The following is an 18432-nucleotide window of genomic DNA, read 5'->3' on the forward strand; positions in this document are numbered from 1 at the left end:
ATTTCGTATAGTGAAAGAACAGATAATTTAAATTAAATATTACGAAAAATAGAAGCAAACTTAAACAACATATTAAAAGGCCAGTAAATGATCTCATTTACTGGCACAAAAATGATTATTTCAATCACTATTTTTATTATTAATTAATTTGAATATCTTTCACGTAATTGTGGTGTAGCAACTTGAGGTTGGAAATCATTTGGCATTTCTTCAGTTCTTACTACTAGTACGTCACATGGTGCGTGTCTAACGATGGCTTCAGAAACAGAGCCTACGATAAAACGCTCAACGGCATTAAGACCTGACGTACCACTCATAATTAAGTCTGCACCAACTTCAGGTGCGATTTTTTTAGGGATAATTGCTTTTGGTGAACCAAATTCTAAACGCGTTTCAACGTTTGTAACACCAGCATTTGTAGCAACTTCTTTATAACCATTTAATAACTCTTCAGAGAAGTGTTTTGATTTTTCAGTAAATTGAGCATCATATACCTCATAAGAAGAATAAGTTCTTGAATCAATGACATTCACAATTGTTAGTTTAGCATCGTTACGTTTTGCTACGCCAACTGCTTTATTAAATGCCCATTCTGCTTCGTGTGAACCGTCGACTGCGATTAAAATATTTTTGTAAGTAATCATCGTCAGTACCCCTTTCGTCTTTTCTTACTTATATATTACCACATTTTTCAGAAAATATTACTCTAAAAATTAACATTTTTGTGTATTTTTGTAGGCGCTTTCATTTGTGTTTTAGTAGGCTTTCGCGTTACTATAATGGAGGAGGTGTGTGGAATGAAAATAGGTATTCCTAAAGAGATAAAAAACAATGAAAACAGAGTAAGTCTATCACCAAGCGGTGTACATGCCTTGGTTGAACAAGGACACACTGTTTTAGTTGAAACTAATGCTGGAATGGGCTCATACTTTGAAGATATAGATTATAAAGAAGCAGGAGCTGACATTGTTTCAGAAGCGTCACAAGTCTGGGATGTTGATATGGTCGTTAAAGTTAAAGAACCATTAGAAGAAGAATATCAATATTTCAAAGAGGGGCTAATTTTATTCACTTATTTACATTTAGCAAATGAAGAAAAACTTACACAAGCACTTGTAGATAATAAAGTGATTGGTATTGCTTATGAAACAGTACAATTGCCAGATCGATCATTACCATTGTTAAGTCCGATGAGCGAGGTTGCAGGTAGAATGGCAACACAAATCGGTGCTGAATTTTTACAAAAATTTAATGGTGGAATGGGTATCTTACTTGGTGGTGTACCAGGTGTACCTAAAGGTAAAGTAACAATTATTGGTGGAGGCCAAGCAGGTACAAATGCAGCTAAAATTGCATTAGGTTTAGGTGCTGATGTAACTGTATTAGACGTCAATCCTAAACGTTTACAAGAGTTAGATGATCTATTTAATGGTAGAGTGCATACCATTATGTCTAACCCATTAAATATTGAAATGTATGTTAAAGATAGTGATTTAGTAATAGGGGCAGTATTAATTCCTGGCGCTAAAGCACCAAATCTTGTAACAGAAGATATGATTAAACAAATGAAAAATGGTTCTGTAATTGTAGATATCGCAATTGACCAAGGTGGTATTTTTGAAACAACAGATAAAATTTCAACACATGATGATCCAACATATATCAAACATGGCGTTGTTCATTATGCAGTTGCTAATATGCCTGGTGCAGTACCACGTACATCTACATTAGCATTGAATAATGCTACATTACCTTTTGCTCAGATATTAGCAAACAAAGGCTATAGAGAGGCATTTAAATCTAACCATGCTTTATCTTTAGGTTTAAATACGTATAAAGGTCATGTAACACATCAAGGTGTTGCAGAAGCATTCAATATGAAATACACAACTGTTGAAGATGCATTAAAATAATCCAAAATCTTCAAAATATAAATAACGCCCTCAAATGTATCCAACTCATTTGAGGGCGTTAATAATATTTAAGACAGAATTATTTTTCGTAATGCGTTAAGATTTCACAACCGCTATCTGTAACTAAGATATCATCTTCAATACGAACACCAGCAACACCAGGAACGTAAATACCAGGTTCAATGGTAATGACCATTCCCGCTTCTAAAACATTATCGTTAGTGCTAGAAACATCTTGGTATTCATGTTCTTCTAAGCCTAAACCATGACCAAGACGATGAGGGAAGTAGTCGCCATAGCCCGATTGATCAATAATATCTCTCGCGATTTTATCTATTTCTTTTAATTTAACACCTGGACGAATAGCATCAATTGCTGATTTTTCAGCATCAAGAACAATATTATATATATCTAATGCTTCTTTGCTAGGTGTACCATATTGTACTGTTCTAGTCATGTCACTACAATAGTGATTATAGATGACACCTAAATCGAAGAGAACTAGCTCATTATTTTGTAATTGACGATTACCTGGAACACCATGTGGTGAAGCAGCGTGATCGCCAAATAATACCATAGTGTCAAAGCTCATTTCATTCACACCATATTTCTTAATTTCATTTTCAATATGATTTACAACTTCACGTTCACTGATTCCTTCTTTTAAATAGTTCACACCGATTTCAATACATTTATCTGCTAAATGAGCAGCATGCTTAATTTTTTCAATTTCATCAATTGACTTGATATTTCTTAAATTTTTAATTGTTTGGTCGATATCACCATATTGTTCAACATGAAATGCTTGTGTTATTTCACGTTGGCGTTTAACTGTTAAATGCTCACTTTCGATAAGCATATGTTGAAATGATTGTTGGTATAAATCGAAAGGATTTTCAGTGTCTAAATAACCTATAATTTGACCGTCAAAAGGAGATGCTTTAACTTCTTCAACTTCCATTTTAGGACAGAATAACACTGTTTCACCACTAGCTTGAATTAATAATGCAAATAATCTTTCGTGTGGTTCGCTACGATAGCCAGTAAAGTAATAGATGTTTAGTGGTGTAGTAATCCAAGCAGCATCAGCATTTTCTTTTTGTAGATAATTAATAATTTCATTGATTTTTGTCATGAAGTTTTTCCTCCTTAAAATGATTAACTTAATTTTATGCTAAAAAACAACATATTTCAAAGTTTGAATCATTCCTTTACTTTCGTGTTATAAAACATAGTTGCTAGGGTATAATAAGCATATAAACGATTAGGAGGGCTAAGATAATGAAACTTTCATTTCATGGTCAATCAACAATTTATTTTGAAGGAAACGGTAAAAAAGTCATTGTAGATCCTTTTATTTCAGGAAATGATAAATGTGATTTAGATGAACAAAGATTAGATGTAGATTATATTATTTTAACTCATGGTCATGAAGACCACTTTGGCGATGTAGTAGAATTAGCTAATAGAAATCACGCTACAGTTATCGGTTGCGCAGAAATTGCTGGATATTTAAGCACTTATCATGGTGTAGAAAATGTAAGAGGTATGAACATTGGTGGTAAAGCTGAATTAGATTTCGGTAGCGTTAAATACGTACAAGCTTTCCATAGTTCAAGTTATACACATGAAAATGGTATTCCTGTATATTTAGGTATGCCAATGGGTATTGTAATTGAAGCAGAAGGTAAAACTATTTACCATACAGGAGATACAGGTCTATTTAGTGATATGGAATTAATAGCTAAACGACATCCTGTAGATGTATGCTTTATCCCAATTGGTGATAATTTCACAATGGGCATAGATGATGCAACTTATGCTATAAATGAATTCATTAAGCCTAGCATTTCAGTACCAGTTCATTACAATACTTTCCCATTAATTGAACAAGATCCAGAGCAATTTAAAGATGCAGTTAAAGTAGGGGAAGTTCAAATATTAGAGCCAGGACAAGAGGTTCAATTCTAGTCAATTTTGTCGGAGCAGGACGGAAATAAATTTTATTAAAATGTTATTTCCGTCCCGCTTTTATTTTTCAGTAAATAAAAAACACTAATTATCTAGTAAAGACGAGTAAGTCTTTATAGATAACTAGTGTAAATGAGTTAAGTAAGATATTATTTTACGATAAGCACAGGGATAGTTGCTCGTTTAGCAACTTTGTGACTTACGCTACCAAGAACGAATTTTTTCTTTTCTTCAGCTTTGCGGTTACTTAAAACCACGATTTCATATTTACCGCTATTTGCATGTTTGAGCAGTTCTTCTTTAGCATTACCACGAACAATAATTTGATCGTAATCAATACCATAGCTTTCTAATATGTTACGTGTTTTTTCTAAACGTTTACTACGTTCTTCGGTAATTTTGTCTAAATGAACACCAGCTTTGATAGATGCTTGAGCATCTTGTTCATTAATAGCATTTAAAATAGTGACTACCGCGTCATCTGCAGCAAGTTTAGATACTTCTTCTAAAGCTTTTTCATTTTTTAATTGAGTGTCTACACCTAGTAAAATCTTTTTATACATAAGTCCACCCCTCCTCAATTCCATTCTAATAAAAAAAGATGGATATTTCCATTTAAATTAAAAGGTTTTTTAATAAAATTACCATTTTACAAAAGTTGTAAATTTAATATTAGGGTTTTGAATATTTAGGAGTGTGCGTCAATGATTTTTTTTGATTAAAAAGTTATAATAGGCATAACATTGTTCTAAGAAGAGGTAACGTAATGACTAAACATGAACAAATTTTAAAACATATTGAATCATTAGCAATTGGTTCAAAAATTTCAGTTAGAAAAATCGCCAAAGATTTAGCTGTTTCTGAAGGTACAGCCTATAGAGCAATTAAGGATGCGGGGCAGATAGGATTAGTTACAACTATTGATAGAGTGGGGACCGTTAGGATTGAAAAACGAAATCGAGATGAAATAGATAATTTAACATTTAATGAAATTGCCAATATTGTTGAAGGCCAAATTATTGCCGGTAAGAATGGCGTCAATAAAACAGTCTCAAACTTTGCCATTGGTGCTATGGAATTAAGTGATATCTTAAGATATATTGGACCACAAACTTTATTAATTATAGGAAATAGAAGAAATGTACAACTCGAAGTATTGAAACGTGGTACAGCCATTTTAATTACAGGTGGATTTCAGCCAACAAAAGAAGTCATTCAGTATGCTGATGAGCATGACTTACCAGTATTATCATCTAGCTATGATACGTTCTTAGTTGCAAATATTATTAACCGCGCTATGTTCAATCAAAAAATCCGGAAAGAAATTTTAGTGGTAGAAGATATTGTGAAACCAATAAACGAACTTTCTGTATTATTAAACACGATGACTTTGGATGATTATAAACAAATCGCGAATGAAACAGGTCATACACGTTTTCCTGTTGTGAATAAAGATTACAAGTTAGTAGGTATAGTAACCAGTAGAGAAATTATTAATATGAGCGACAATGATATGATTGAAGATGTTATGACGAAACATCCAATTAGTGTTAAATTGTCAAACACAGTCGCGAGTTGTGCACATTTATTAATCTGGGAAGGTATTGAATTACTACCAGTTACTGATAATAATAAAAAAGCAGTCGGCGTTATCAATAGACAAGATGTATTGAAATCTATGCAATTATTAGGGAGACAACCACAAATTGGTGAAACGATTAATGATCAAATTGCCAAACATATAACTATTAATCATGATGGTATTCAAACTGATGTATCCCCATTATTAACTAATCATTATGGTACTTTAAGTAAAGCAGTATTTGTAGGAATCATTGAAGAAACTTTACGTCATGAGATGAGAAAATATAAAAAGGGTAATGTGATGATAGAAAGCTTAAATATCATTTACTTGAAAACAGTGCCGATTGAAACGGGTATTGATGTTAAATATGAAATGCTTGATGTAGGGAGATACTTTGCTAAATTAGAAGTGACGATGTACTGTCAGAATGAAAAAGTAGCGATTGCATCAGTTATATGTCAAATGTTTGAGGGATACTAATCAAAGATAAACTAGAGGAGTTAATAAAATGGAAACACTAATGAACGATATAATGAAAGAAATTGAATCAAATGAAACAATAATTATTCATCGACATGTAAGACCCGACCCAGATGCATATGGTTCACAATTAGGTTTGAAATATTATTTACAACTTAAATTTCCTGATAAACATATATTTGCAGTGGGTGAGGAAGAAGCGTCACTTAATTTTATAGGGACATTTGATCACGTAGAGGACAACACTTATAAAGAAGCGCTTGTAATCGTATGTGATACTGCGAATGCGCCACGTGTGGATGACCAAAGGTTTAAATTAGGAAAGAAAGTATTGAAGATTGACCATCACCCAGCAGTAGATCAATACGGTGATATTAATTTAGTTAATACAGATGCTTCTTCTACAAGTGAGATCATTTACGATATGATTCCTCATTTCAATGATGAAAGTATCATTAATGAAGATGTCGCACGTGTACTATATCTAGGTATTGTAGGAGATACTGGCCGCTTCTTATTCGGTAATACAACACAACATACAATGGAAGTTGCAGGAAAACTACTTGGTTTCCCATTTGATCATAATGCTGAGCTCAATAAAATGTCTGAAAAGGACCCTCGCTTAATGCCATTTCAAGGTTATGTACTACAAAATTTCGAATTGCATAGTGATGGCTACTGCCAAGTCAAAATTACTAAAGATGTATTAGAGCAATATAAAATTAAAGCAAATGAAGCATCTCAATTTGTAAATACAGTAGCAGATATTCAAGGACTTAAAATCTGGATGTTTGGTGTAGACGAAGGAGATCAAATTCGATGTCGTTTACGCTCTAAAGGGCAATATGTCATTAATGATATAGCAAATGATTTTGGTGGTGGCGGTCATCCTAATGCCTCAGGTGTCTCAGTATATAGTTGGGAAGAATTTGATGCATTAGCACACGCTTTACGTCAAAAGCTTAATTAAATAAAAAAAGAAAGGAGTCATACAAACATGGTTGCATATTTAAATATTCATACGTCATACGATTTATTAAATTCTAGCTTAAGAATATCGGATGTCGTTAAAAAAGCTAAGAACGAAGGCATTGAACACCTTGCAATCACAGATACTAATGTTTTGTATGGCTATCCTAAATTTTATGATGCGTGTTTAGAAGCGGGGATACACCCCGTTTTTGGTATGACCGTCTATTTAACTGATGGGTTGTATCAATTGGAGACTGTACTATTGGCACAAAATAATGATGGCTTAAAAGATTTATATCAATTATCATCAGCGATTAAAATGAAAGAAAAAGAAGATATTCCTATTGAGTGGTTGAAACGTTATGCAAATCATCTCGTCATCATATTTAAAAGTGCCGAAGAACATCATTTACAATTTATTGATGCTTTTAATGATAAAGAACATGTCTATCTTAACCAAGATTGTATTGCGATTAATCATAGATCGTTTGTTTGGTTGAATACCATGCGTTATTTAAATAATGAAGATGCCGATACGATTTCAGCACTTCAAGCCATTAAAGAAAATAGTAAATTAGATTTAGTAGCTGAACAAGAAGATTACCATGAACATCTATTTAATAAAAATGAACTTCGAAATTTGGAATGTAGTGACGAATTAATTGTTAATACTGACAAAATTGCACAAATGTGTACCGCAGAGTTAAATTATCATCAATCTTTATTACCTCAGTTCCAAACGCCTAATGGTGAAACTTCTAAAATATACTTATGGCAGAAACTTGAAGATCAGTTAAATCATTTAAATTTGAAACAACCAGAATATTGGAAAAGATTAAAACATGAGTATGACATTATCACAAATATGGGCTTTGAAGATTATTTCTTAATCGTAAGTGATTTAATTCATTATGCTAAAACACATGATGTGATGGTTGGACCAGGGCGTGGATCTTCAGCAGGCTCATTGGTAAGTTATCTACTTGGTATTACAACAATAGATCCTATAAGATTTAATTTACTTTTTGAACGTTTTTTAAATCCCGAACGAGTAACGATGCCTGATATTGATATTGATTTTGAAGATACACGACGTGAAAAAGTCATTCAATATGTTCAAGAAAAATATGGTCAATTACATGTTTCCGGAATTGTAACATTTGGTCATTTACTTGCAAGAGCTGTTGCACGAGACGTGGGACGTATTATGGGGTTTGATGAAATAACGCTAAATGAAATTTCTAAATTAATCCCACATAAATTAGGAATCACTTTAGAAGAAGCTTATCAAAATGATGAATTCAAACAATTTGTTCATCGTAATTATCGTCATGAACGATGGTTTGAAATATGTAAAAAGTTAGAAGGTCTACCAAGACATACGTCAACTCACGCAGCAGGGATTATTATTAATGATCATGCTTTGTATGAGTATGCACCTTTGACCTTAGGAGATACAGGATTACTAACACAATGGACAATGACTGAAGCTGAACGCATTGGTTTATTAAAAATTGACTTTTTAGGTTTAAGAAATCTATCCATCATTCATCAAATTATCAATCAAGTTAAAAAGGATTTGAATATCAACATTGAAATAGAACGTATACCTTTTGACGATCCAAAAGTTTTTGAATTATTGTCTCAAGGAGATACGACTGGTATTTTCCAATTAGAGTCAGATGGCGTACGCCGAGTATTGAAAAAGTTAAAACCTGAACATTTCGAAGATATCGTTGCTGTTACTTCGTTATATAGACCTGGACCTATGGAAGAAATTCCAACTTATATTACACGAAGACATGACCCATCAAAAGTTGAATATTTACACAAAGACTTAGCACCTATTTTGAAAAATACCTATGGCGTTATTATTTATCAAGAGCAAATTATGCAAATCGCTAGTCAATTTGCCAACTTTAGTTATGGTGAAGCAGATATTTTAAGACGTGCAATGAGTAAAAAGAATAGAGCCGTACTTGAAAGTGAAAGACAGCACTTTGTTGATGGTGCTAAACAAAATGGCTACGACGAATATATGAGTAAACAAATTTTTGATTTAATATTAAAATTTGCTGATTATGGTTTTCCTAGAGCACATGCAGTTAGTTATTCGAAAATCGCTTATATAATGAGTTATTTAAAAGTGCATTATCCTAATTATTTCTATGCCAATATATTAAGTAATGTAATTGGCAGTGAGAAAAAAACAGCTGCTATGATTGATGAGGCTAAACATCAGAGTATTACGATACTACCACCCAATATAAACGAAAGTCATTGGTTCTATAAAGCAACAAGCGATGGTATCTATTTATCACTAGGTGCTATTAAAGGTGCGGGATATCAAAGTGTGAAACTGATCGTAGACGAAAGATATCAAAATGGTGACTTTAAAGATTTCTTTGATTTTGCAAGACGATTACCTAAAAGAGTAAAAACCCGAAAATTATTAGAATCTTTAATTTTAGTGGGTGCCTTTGATATATTCGGTAAAAATCGAGCTACTTTATTACATTCAATTGACCAAGTCATTGATCAAGTAACCGATATAGAACAAGATGATATGTTATTCGATTTCTTCACACCAAAACAATCTTATGAAGAAAAAGAAGAATTACCAGATCAATTAATAAGTGAATATGAAAAAGAATACTTAGGATTTTATATCTCTAAGCACCCTGTAGAGAAAGAATTTAACAAGAAACAATATTTAACGATATACAAATTAAGTAATGCCAAAAACCATCAGCCTATTTTAGTGCAGTTTGATCAAATTAAACGAATTAGAACAAAGAATGGTCAAAATATGGCATTCGTAACCTTGAATGATGGTATTCATTTACTGGATGGCGTCATATTTCCAAATCAATTTAAAAAATATGAACTTGATATATCTGAGGAACAAATTTATGTCGTTCAAGGAAAATTCGATAAACGAAATGGAAAAACGCAGTTGATTATCAATGATATTTATACAGAGGAAGCATTTGAATCATTGAAATTGAACCAAACCAAACAAATTATTGTTAGAAAAGTTGATCAAGTTGAAGGGTTCTATCAATATTTAGATCAGGAAAATATAGATCAATCCATTGAGGTTTTATCATTCAATGATCAAACAAATGAAATGTCAAGATTAGGTTATATTAAGAAAAATTCAGCTTTTTTAACTGATTTAGTTAAGTTATTTAAACCAAGTGATATCCGTTTTGTATAACTTTTATCTAGAATTGAATTGTGATATAGTAAACTGATGATTTATATTTTAATCATCAGTTTATTTTTATAATTGTTTTTTGTTCTATTTGTTTGTAAATGTCATTATCTTATTCATTGATTAATGATAAAATATGAATGATCAGCAGAAAAAATAATTATAAAAGTAGTGACTGATAATTAAATCATTGCTAGTTTTAATTCACTCTAGAACCTGTAGGTAAGCAATTCATTATTATTAGAATGTGAAAACGTATTATAATAATAAACGAATGATAACTAGCATCATCTAATTCTTATAACTAAATAAATAGGGGTTGATTTTTGATGTCTTTAAGAGACGAAGCACTAGAAATGCATAAAGAAAACCAAGGTAAATTAGAAGTAACACCTAATGTTAAAGTTACTAATAAAGAAGAATTAAGTTTAGCCTATTCACCAGGTGTTGCTGAACCATGTAAAGAAATTCATGAAGATGAAAGAAAAGTATATGACTATACAATTAAAGGTAATACAGTAGCGGTAGTTACTGATGGAACAGCAGTATTAGGTTTAGGGAACATTGGCCCGGAAGCTAGTATTCCTGTTATGGAAGGTAAAGCTGTATTATTTAAAAGTTTTGCTGGTGTGAATGGTGTGCCTAATGCACTTGATACAACAGATACTGAGGAAATTATTAATACAGTTAAATTAATCCAACCCAATTACGGTGGTATAAACTTAGAGGATATCTCAGCACCACGTTGCTTTGAAATTGAAGAACGATTGAAAAAAGAAACAAATATTCCGGTTTTCCATGACGATCAACATGGAACAGCAATAGTCACAATGGCAGGATTAATCAATGCTCTTAGAATCGTTGATAAAGATTTATCAGATATCAAAGTAGTTCTAAATGGAGCAGGTGCAGCAGGAATAGCTATTGTGAAGCTATTATATTCTTATGGTGTTAGAAATATGGTTATGTGTGATTCAAGAGGTGCTATATTTGAAGGCAGAAGCTATGGCATGAATGATACGAAAGAATATGTCGCTAAATGGACAAACAAAGATAAAACTGAAGGCGAGCTTAGCGAAGTCATTAAAGATGCTGACGTATTTATAGGTGTATCTATAGCAGATTTACTTTCTAAAGAAATGGTAGAGAGTATGGCCAAAGATCCAATTATATTTGCAATGGCAAATCCTAATCCTGAAATCAATCCGAACGATGCTAAAGACGCTGGTGCCAAAGTTGTTGGAACTGGACGTTCAGATTATCCAAACCAAATTAATAATGTATTAGCTTTCCCAGGTATATTTAGAGGTGCATTGGATACTGAAGCAACCCATATTAATGAAGAAATGAAAAAAGCTGCAGTAGAAGCAATTGCAGACTTAATCGACAGTAAAGAATTAGAACCGAATTATTGCATTCCTGGACCATTTGACAAACGTGTTGCACCATCTGTAGCTCGCGAAGTTGCCAAAGCGGCGATGGAATCAGGAGTAGCTCGAATTGAAGTTAATCCACAAGATGTGTATGATAAAACAATGAAATTAACAGACTTAAAATAATATTGATAAATATATTCATATAGAATATTATATTTGGATGAAGTTTAAATATAACGACATTTATAACGTGTAGGTTACAAATGTCGTTATAGTACTTTATCACTATACATAATTATAAATGCTTCATGAGTATAAATTTAATCCTTATAAAGGTCAGAGGTTTTTGGAGGTTTTCCTATGTTTAAAGATTTTTTTAATCGAACAAAGAAAAAGAAATATCTAACAGTTCAAGATTCTAAACAAAATGATGTGCCAGCAGGAATCATGACTAAATGTCCTAAATGCAAAAAGATCATGTATACCAAAGAATTAGATGAGAACCTAAATGTATGCTTTAATTGTGACCATCATATTTCATTATCTGCGTACAAAAGAATCGAAGCGATTTCGGATGAAGGTACATTTAATGAATTTGATAAAGGCATGACATCTGCTAATCCTTTAGATTTTCCTGGATACATTGAAAAGATTGAAAAGGATCAGAAAAAGACAGATCTAAATGAAGCAGTTGTTACTGGAACTGCTAAATTAGAAGGAATTGAATACGGTGTAGCAGTAATGGATGCACGATTTAGAATGGGTAGTATGGGATCAGTTGTAGGTGAAAAAATTTGTCGAATTATTGATTATTGTACTGAACATCGTTTGCCGTTTATTTTATTCTCTGCTAGTGGTGGCGCTCGTATGCAAGAAGGTATTATTTCATTAATGCAAATGGGTAAAACGAGTGTGTCATTAAAAAAACATTCTGACGCAGGATTATTATATATTTCATATATCACGAATCCTACAACTGGTGGCGTGTCTGCAAGTTTTGCATCAGTTGGCGATATTAATTTAAGTGAACCCAAAGCATTAATTGGTTTTGCTGGACGACGTGTTATTGAACAAACCATTAATGAAAAATTACCTGAGGATTTCCAAACTTCAGAATTTTTATTAGAACATGGTCAACTCGATAAAGTGATACATCGTAAAGATATGAGAACAACACTTGCAAATATATTAAATCTACATCAAGAGGTGAAAAGCTAATGCTTGATTTTGAAAAGCCACTTTTTGAAATTAGAAAGAAAATTGATTCGTTGAAAGAATCTCAAGAAAAGAATGATGTTGATTTACAAGAAGAAATCGATATGCTTGAAGCTTCTTTAGAACGTGAAACAAAAAAGGTTTATACAAATTTAAAACCATGGGATAGGGTACAAATAGCTAGATTACAAGAAAGACCAACATCCTTAGACTATATTCCTATGATATTTGATTCTTTTATAGAATTACATGGAGATCGTAACTTTAGAGATGATCCAGCTATGATTGGCGGTATTGGTTATTTAAACGGTAAAGCAGTTACTGTTGTTGGCCAACAACGTGGTAAAGATACTAAAGACAATATATATCGCAATTTTGGTATGGCTCATCCAGAGGGATACCGAAAAGCATTAAGACTTATGAAACAGGCTGAAAAGTTTAATCGACCAATATTCACATTTATTGACACGAAAGGTGCATACCCTGGTAAAGCAGCTGAAGAAAGAGGTCAAAGTGAATCGATTGCCACTAATTTAATAGAAATGGCTTCTTTAAAAGTACCTGTCATTGCAGTCGTTATTGGTGAAGGTGGAAGTGGTGGTGCCCTTGGTATTGGTATTGCTAACAGAGTATTAATGCTTGAAAACAGTACATACTCTGTAATTTCTCCAGAAGGTGCAGCAGCATTACTATGGAAAGATAGTAATTTAGCTAAAATTGCTGCAGAAACAATGAAAATCACAGCACATGACTTACATGAATTAAATGTAATAGATGATGTGATTAATGAGCCACTTGGCGGTGCACATAAAGATATAGAAGTTCAAGCACAATCTATTAAAGATGCGTTTGTTGCTCATTTAAATGAATTAGAACAACTTGATAAAGAACAATTAGCTGAAGATCGCTTTAATAAATTTAGAAATATTGGTTCTTTTATAGAATAAGAGGAATAGAGTAGTAGTCATTTTATAGACTATTGCTCTATTTTTATTATCGTTAAAATAAAAGTCATAATTAAAAACGTTTACATCAATATAAGTCCTTTCTTTTGATGGAAGTAGTAAAAAATTTGTGGTAATTTAGAGTTGAAGATAAATCTAGTTATAGAAAGGTATGTCGTCATGAAGAAAATTGCAGTTTTGACTAGCGGTGGAGATTCACCGGGGATGAATGCTGCCGTTAGAGCAGTTGTACGTACAGCAATTTACAATAATATTGAAGTTTATGGTGTATATCACGGTTATCAAGGATTAGTAGAAGATGATATTCATAAACTTGAATTAGGATCAGTTGGAGATACTATCCAACGTGGTGGGACATTCTTATTCTCAGCAAGATGTCCTGAATTTAAAGAAGAAGAAGTACGTAAAGTTGCTATTAACAATCTACGTAAAAGAGAAATTGAAGGCTTAGTAGTCATTGGCGGGGATGGCAGTTACCGTGGCGCTCAACGTATAAGTGAAGAGTGTAAAGAAATACAAACCATTGGTATTCCTGGTACAATTGATAATGATATTAACGGTACTGATTTTACGATTGGATTCGATACAGCACTTAATACGATCATTGATTCAGTCGATAAAATTCGTGATACAGCATCAAGTCATGCTAGAACATTTATCGTTGAAGTAATGGGTCGTGATTGTGGTGACTTAGCACTATGGGCAGGCTTATCTGTAGGAGCTGAAACGATTGTCGTACCAGAAGTTGATACAGATATTAAAGAAGTAGCTGAAAAAATTGAGCAAGGTATCAAACGTGGTAAAAAACATTCAATCGTTATGGTTGCTGAAGGATGTATGAGCGGTCAAGAATGTGCTGATGAATTAAGTAAATATATTAATATTGATACAAGAGTATCAGTATTAGGACACATTCAACGTGGAGGTAGCCCTTCAGGAGCTGACCGTGTTTTAGCATCTAGATTAGGTGGTCATGCCGTTGAATTATTAAAGAAAGGTGAAACTGCCAAAGGTGTTGGTATTAAACATAACCAATTAACAGCGACACCATTCGATGAAATATTTGGTCATTCAACTCATAAGTTTGATCAACAAATTTATCAACTAGCTAAAGAGTTATCTATATAAATTTCAGGAGGATTTTAAAATGAGAAAGACTAAAATTGTATGTACTATTGGGCCAGCTTCAGAATCAGAAGAAATGCTTGAAAAATTAATGAATGCTGGTATGAACGTGGCACGTTTGAACTTTTCACACGGAAGCCATGAAGAACATAAAGGTAGAATTGATACAATTCGTAAAGTTGCTAAACGTTTAAATAAAACAGTAGCTATCCTTTTAGATACAAAAGGACCAGAAATTCGTACACATAACATGAAAGATGGCATCATCGAATTAGAAAAAGGTAAAGAAGTTATTGTAAGCATGACAGAAGTTGAAGGTACTCCAGAGAAATTCTCTGTAACTTACGACAACTTAATTAACGATGTTCAAGTAGGTTCATATATTTTATTAGATGATGGTTTAGTTGAATTACAAGTTAAAGACATTGACCATGATAAAGGTGAAGTTAAATGTGACATCTTAAATAGTGGTGAATTAAAAAATAAAAAAGGTGTTAACTTACCAGGTGTAAAAGTAAACTTACCAGGTATTACTGACAAAGATGCAGACGACATTAGATTTGGTATCAAAGAAGATGTAGATTTCATCGCAGCAAGCTTCGTTCGTCGTCCAAGTGACGTTTTAGATATTCGTGAAATCTTAGAACAAGAAAAAGCAAATATTACTATTTTCCCTAAAATTGAAAACCAAGAAGGTATCGATAATATCGAAGAAATTCTTGAAGTTTCTGATGGTTTAATGGTAGCTCGTGGTGATATGGGTGTTGAAATTCCACCTGAAAAAGTACCAATGGTTCAAAAAGACTTAATTAGAAAATGTAATAAATTAGGTAAACCAGTTATCACAGCTACACAAATGCTTGATTCCATGCAACGTAATCCACGTGCAACTCGTGCAGAAGCGAGTGACGTGGCTAACGCAATCTATGATGGTACAGATGCAGTAATGTTATCTGGTGAAACAGCTGCTGGTTTATATCCAGAAGAAGCAGTTAAAACAATGAGAAACATTGCAGTATCTGCTGAAGCTGCTCAAGATTATAAAAAATTACTATCTGACAGAACTAAATTAGTTGAAACATCATTAGTGAATGCAATTGGTATCTCAGTGGCACATACAGCTTTAAACTTAAATGTTAAAGCGATTGTAGCAGCAACAGAAAGTGGTTCAACAGCGCGTACAATTTCTAAATACCGTCCACATTCAGATATTATTGCTGTAACACCAAGTGAAAAAACTGCACGTCAATGTGCTATTGTATGGGGTGTTTATCCAGTAGTTAAAGAAGGACGTAAAAATACTGATGCATTATTAAATAATGCAGTAGCAACTGCTGTTGAAACTGAAAGAGTTCAAAATGGTGATTTAATCATCATTACTGCAGGTGTACCAACAGGTGAAAAAGGTACAACAAATATGATGAAAATCCACTTAGTTGGAGACGAAATTGCTAAAGGTCAAGGTGTAGGTCGTGGTTCAGTAGTAGGTACTGCTGTTGTCGCTGATTCTGCAAGTGATTTAAAAGGCGTTGATCTAAGTGATAAAATTATCGTTACTAACTCAGTAGATGAAACATTAGTACCATACGTAGATCAAGCTATTGGTTTAATTACTGAAGAAAATGGTATTACATCTCCAAGTGCTATTGTTGGTTTAGAAAAAGGTATACCAACAGTAGTGGGTGTTGAAAATGCTACTAAAGAAATTAAAGACGATATGTTAGTTACTGTAGATGCAGCAAATGGTAAAGTATTCGAAGGATATGCTAACGTACTTTAATCATTAACACATTAATTAAATAGATTGATGATGAAATTAGAATCACCACTTCCAAATATAATTGTTTGGAAGTGGTGATTTTGCTATTTAACCAGTTTGTCATAAAATCAGTTCACTTTTCTAATATCTAAATGAGATAAATATGTATGGTGGGGCTATGGAAGAAAAATTTAGATTGTATGTAAGTGTGTGATATTAAATAAAAAAAGCCAGTAAATGATTTGATGATAAATCATTTACTGGCTAATTATTTACTTGTTTAAAGTTTAACGTTATTTAGATTCTGTACTTGCTTTTTTATATCTCCAATACATTAATCCTAATAATACAAACCATAAAGGTGTTAAATAAATTGCGCGTCTAGTTGTTTCATTAACAAATAGTAAACCGAATACTAAGATAAAGAATAATAAGATGACGTAGCCCATATATTTACCACCAGGTAATTTATATGTAGACGCCTTGTGTAATTCTGGATTTTTACTACTGTAATTAATATAAGCAATGATAATTAACGCCCATACGATTAGGAACAATACTGTAGATAATGTTGTTACATATGTGAACACCAATGTTGCATCTGGGAAAATGTAATTCAATAATGCTGCAATTAATAGTAATGCAGAAGATCCAATAATTGCTACATGTGGCACACCGTTTTTGTTTGTCTTGCTAAATGCAGGTGGTGCCTGTTTATTATCAGATAATCCGAACAACATTCTACTGTTTGAGAAAATACCACTATTACATGATGATGCTGCAGCAGTTAATACAACAAAGTTGATTAAACCAGCTGCAAATGGAATACCAATAAGTGTAAATAATTTAACAAATGGACTATTATCTGGGTCGACTTTATCCCAAGGAATGATTGACATGATCACTGCTAGGGCACCGACGTAAAAAATTAAAATTCGAATTGGTACGCTGTTAATTGCCTTAGGAATAGTTGACTCAGGATCCTTTGTTTCACCGGCAGTTACACCAATCATTTCGATACCAACGAACGAGAACACTGCCATTTGGAATGACATGAAGAAACCTGATGCACCTTTAGGGAATATACCGTGGTTATATAGATTAGTTAAACTTGCATGTCCAAATTGTGTTTTGTATGCAAATAAAATCATAATAGCACCAACGATTATTAACCCTATAATGGTTACAATTTTAACAATCGAGAACCAAAACTCTAATTCTCCAAATAACTTAGCACTTAACAAGTTAAATGACATTAAAATAAGTACACAGAATAATGCGCTAATCCAGTTAGGTATATGTGGGAACCAGAAACTAACATATTTAGCTACTGCGGTAACCTCTGCCATACCAGTTATTATCCAACATAACCAATATGTCCACCCAGTAACAAATCCTGCAAATGGACCTATATATGTATTAGTTACGTCCGCAAAAGATTTGAAATTTGTGTTTTGAATAATAATTTCGCCTAATCCACGCATAAACATGAATAGCATGAATCCAATAAAAATGTACGTGAGTAGTATTGAGGGACCCGTCATGGCAATCGTTTGTCCAGCGCCCAGGAATAATCCTGTCCCAATAGCGCCTCCAATGGCAATTAATTGCACATGGCGATTGCTCAATTCTCTTTGTAGATTATCAGCCATAAGACCTCTCCCTTACTTTTAGATAATTATATTATGCACTTAAATCGCTTTTTATACAATTTATTTATTAAAAAAGTGTTAAAATACACTTCGAGATAATTAGCAATTTATAATCAAGCATGATAACCAAATAAAAACTTTGTATTCAATTTAATTTTCAAAATAATTTAAAAGGCCAAAATGTTGGTTTCATGGTACTTAG

At 32.8% G+C, this 18432-nt stretch carries 14 protein-coding genes; 10 read left to right on the forward strand and 4 right to left on the reverse strand.

Annotation, left to right across the window (positions count from 1 at the left end):
• Positions 1–143: 143 nt before the first annotated feature.
• Entirely contained in the window at positions 144–644 is a 501-nt protein-coding gene (locus P7F85_RS05565; protein WP_002452204.1) for a universal stress protein, read from the reverse strand.
• Between the two features lie 153 nt (positions 645–797).
• On the opposite strand from P7F85_RS05565, the gene ald reads away from it, so the two are divergent.
• Positions 798–1913, forward strand: a complete 1116-nt coding sequence (ald, locus tag P7F85_RS05570; protein ID WP_002466569.1) for an alanine dehydrogenase — start codon at positions 798–800, stop codon at positions 1911–1913.
• Positions 1914–1992: 79 nt separating this feature from the next.
• Here ald and P7F85_RS05575 read toward each other — a convergent pair whose 3' ends face one another.
• Positions 1993–3048, reverse strand: a complete 1056-nt coding sequence (locus P7F85_RS05575) for a M24 family metallopeptidase (RefSeq protein ID WP_015364911.1) — start codon at positions 3046–3048, stop codon at positions 1993–1995.
• 146 nt (positions 3049–3194) lie between these two features.
• Between P7F85_RS05575 and P7F85_RS05580 the strand changes: the two genes are divergently transcribed.
• A complete protein-coding gene (locus P7F85_RS05580) occupies positions 3195–3884 on the forward strand; it encodes a metal-dependent hydrolase (RefSeq protein WP_447158575.1) in 690 nt (229 codons plus the stop codon).
• Between the two features lie 149 nt (positions 3885–4033).
• On the opposite strand, the gene P7F85_RS05585 is transcribed toward P7F85_RS05580, so the two are convergent.
• Positions 4034–4447: a universal stress protein gene (locus P7F85_RS05585; protein WP_002452208.1), complete on the reverse strand. Its 414-nt coding sequence runs from the start codon at positions 4445–4447 to the stop codon at positions 4034–4036.
• Positions 4448–4650: 203 nt separating this feature from the next.
• Between P7F85_RS05585 and P7F85_RS05590 the strand changes: the two genes are divergently transcribed.
• The 8 genes from P7F85_RS05590 (at position 4651) to pyk (ending at position 16599) form a co-directional block, all read left to right on the forward strand.
• Positions 4651–5949, forward strand: coding sequence for a DRTGG domain-containing protein (locus P7F85_RS05590; protein ID WP_002465953.1), 1299 nt, complete (start codon positions 4651–4653; stop codon positions 5947–5949).
• A 28-nt stretch (positions 5950–5977) separates the two neighbouring features.
• Entirely contained in the window at positions 5978–6919 is a 942-nt protein-coding gene (locus tag P7F85_RS05595; RefSeq protein WP_002465952.1) for a DHH family phosphoesterase, read from the forward strand.
• A gap of 27 nt (positions 6920–6946) precedes the next feature.
• Positions 6947–10141 carry a DNA polymerase III subunit alpha gene (locus tag P7F85_RS05600; RefSeq protein WP_031464009.1) on the forward strand — a complete coding sequence of 1065 codons (3195 nt, stop codon included), beginning with the start codon at positions 6947–6949 and terminating at the stop codon, positions 10139–10141.
• Positions 10142–10467: 326 nt separating this feature from the next.
• Positions 10468–11697 (forward strand): NAD(P)-dependent malic enzyme, encoded by a 1230-nt coding sequence (locus P7F85_RS05605; RefSeq protein WP_015364914.1) that lies wholly within the window; start codon positions 10468–10470, stop codon positions 11695–11697.
• Between the two features lie 177 nt (positions 11698–11874).
• The gene (accD, locus tag P7F85_RS05610; protein ID WP_002465452.1) at positions 11875–12732 is read left to right on the forward strand and encodes an acetyl-CoA carboxylase, carboxyltransferase subunit beta; all 858 of its coding nucleotides are present in this window, start codon (positions 11875–11877) and stop codon (positions 12730–12732) included.
• Positions 12732–13676 (forward strand): acetyl-CoA carboxylase carboxyltransferase subunit alpha, encoded by a 945-nt coding sequence (locus P7F85_RS05615; RefSeq protein ID WP_046464400.1) that lies wholly within the window; start codon positions 12732–12734, stop codon positions 13674–13676. The genes accD and P7F85_RS05615 overlap by 1 nt, the downstream gene beginning before the upstream one ends.
• Before the next feature lie 177 nt (positions 13677–13853).
• On the forward strand, positions 13854–14822 hold the full coding sequence (pfkA, locus tag P7F85_RS05620; RefSeq protein WP_002465451.1) for a 6-phosphofructokinase: 969 nt from the start codon (positions 13854–13856) through the stop codon (positions 14820–14822).
• A 19-nt stretch (positions 14823–14841) separates the two neighbouring features.
• Positions 14842–16599, forward strand: a complete 1758-nt coding sequence (pyk, locus tag P7F85_RS05625) for a pyruvate kinase (RefSeq protein ID WP_002465449.1) — start codon at positions 14842–14844, stop codon at positions 16597–16599.
• A 272-nt stretch (positions 16600–16871) separates the two neighbouring features.
• On the opposite strand, the gene P7F85_RS05630 is transcribed toward pyk, so the two are convergent.
• On the reverse strand, positions 16872–18230 hold the full coding sequence (locus P7F85_RS05630) for an amino acid permease (RefSeq protein WP_015364915.1): 1359 nt from the start codon (positions 18228–18230) through the stop codon (positions 16872–16874).
• Between the last annotated feature and the right edge of the window lie 202 nt (positions 18231–18432).

The organism is Staphylococcus sp. aM (genome assembly GCF_052975125.1).

What these genes read in the sequence shown, in the direction of transcription:
- pyk (WP_002465449.1), top strand. Translation starts at nt 14,842, where the DNA reads ATGAGAAAGACTAAAATTGTATGTACTATTGGGCCAGCTTCAGAATCA.
- P7F85_RS05580 (WP_447158575.1), top strand. Translation starts at nt 3,195, where the DNA reads ATGAAACTTTCATTTCATGGTCAATCAACAATTTATTTTGAAGGAAAC.
- pfkA (WP_002465451.1), top strand. Translation starts at nt 13,854, where the DNA reads ATGAAGAAAATTGCAGTTTTGACTAGCGGTGGAGATTCACCGGGGATG.
- accD (WP_002465452.1), top strand. Translation starts at nt 11,875, where the DNA reads ATGTTTAAAGATTTTTTTAATCGAACAAAGAAAAAGAAATATCTAACA.
- P7F85_RS05615 (WP_046464400.1), top strand. Translation starts at nt 12,732, where the DNA reads ATGCTTGATTTTGAAAAGCCACTTTTTGAAATTAGAAAGAAAATTGAT.
- P7F85_RS05590 (WP_002465953.1), top strand. Translation starts at nt 4,651, where the DNA reads ATGACTAAACATGAACAAATTTTAAAACATATTGAATCATTAGCAATT.
- P7F85_RS05630 (WP_015364915.1), bottom strand. Translation starts at nt 18,230, where the DNA reads ATGGCTGATAATCTACAAAGAGAATTGAGCAATCGCCATGTGCAATTA.
- P7F85_RS05605 (WP_015364914.1), top strand. Translation starts at nt 10,468, where the DNA reads ATGTCTTTAAGAGACGAAGCACTAGAAATGCATAAAGAAAACCAAGGT.
- P7F85_RS05565 (WP_002452204.1), bottom strand. Translation starts at nt 644, where the DNA reads ATGATTACTTACAAAAATATTTTAATCGCAGTCGACGGTTCACACGAA.
- P7F85_RS05600 (WP_031464009.1), top strand. Translation starts at nt 6,947, where the DNA reads ATGGTTGCATATTTAAATATTCATACGTCATACGATTTATTAAATTCT.
- P7F85_RS05595 (WP_002465952.1), top strand. Translation starts at nt 5,978, where the DNA reads ATGGAAACACTAATGAACGATATAATGAAAGAAATTGAATCAAATGAA.
- P7F85_RS05575 (WP_015364911.1), bottom strand. Translation starts at nt 3,048, where the DNA reads ATGACAAAAATCAATGAAATTATTAATTATCTACAAAAAGAAAATGCT.
- P7F85_RS05585 (WP_002452208.1), bottom strand. Translation starts at nt 4,447, where the DNA reads ATGTATAAAAAGATTTTACTAGGTGTAGACACTCAATTAAAAAATGAA.
- ald (WP_002466569.1), top strand. Translation starts at nt 798, where the DNA reads ATGAAAATAGGTATTCCTAAAGAGATAAAAAACAATGAAAACAGAGTA.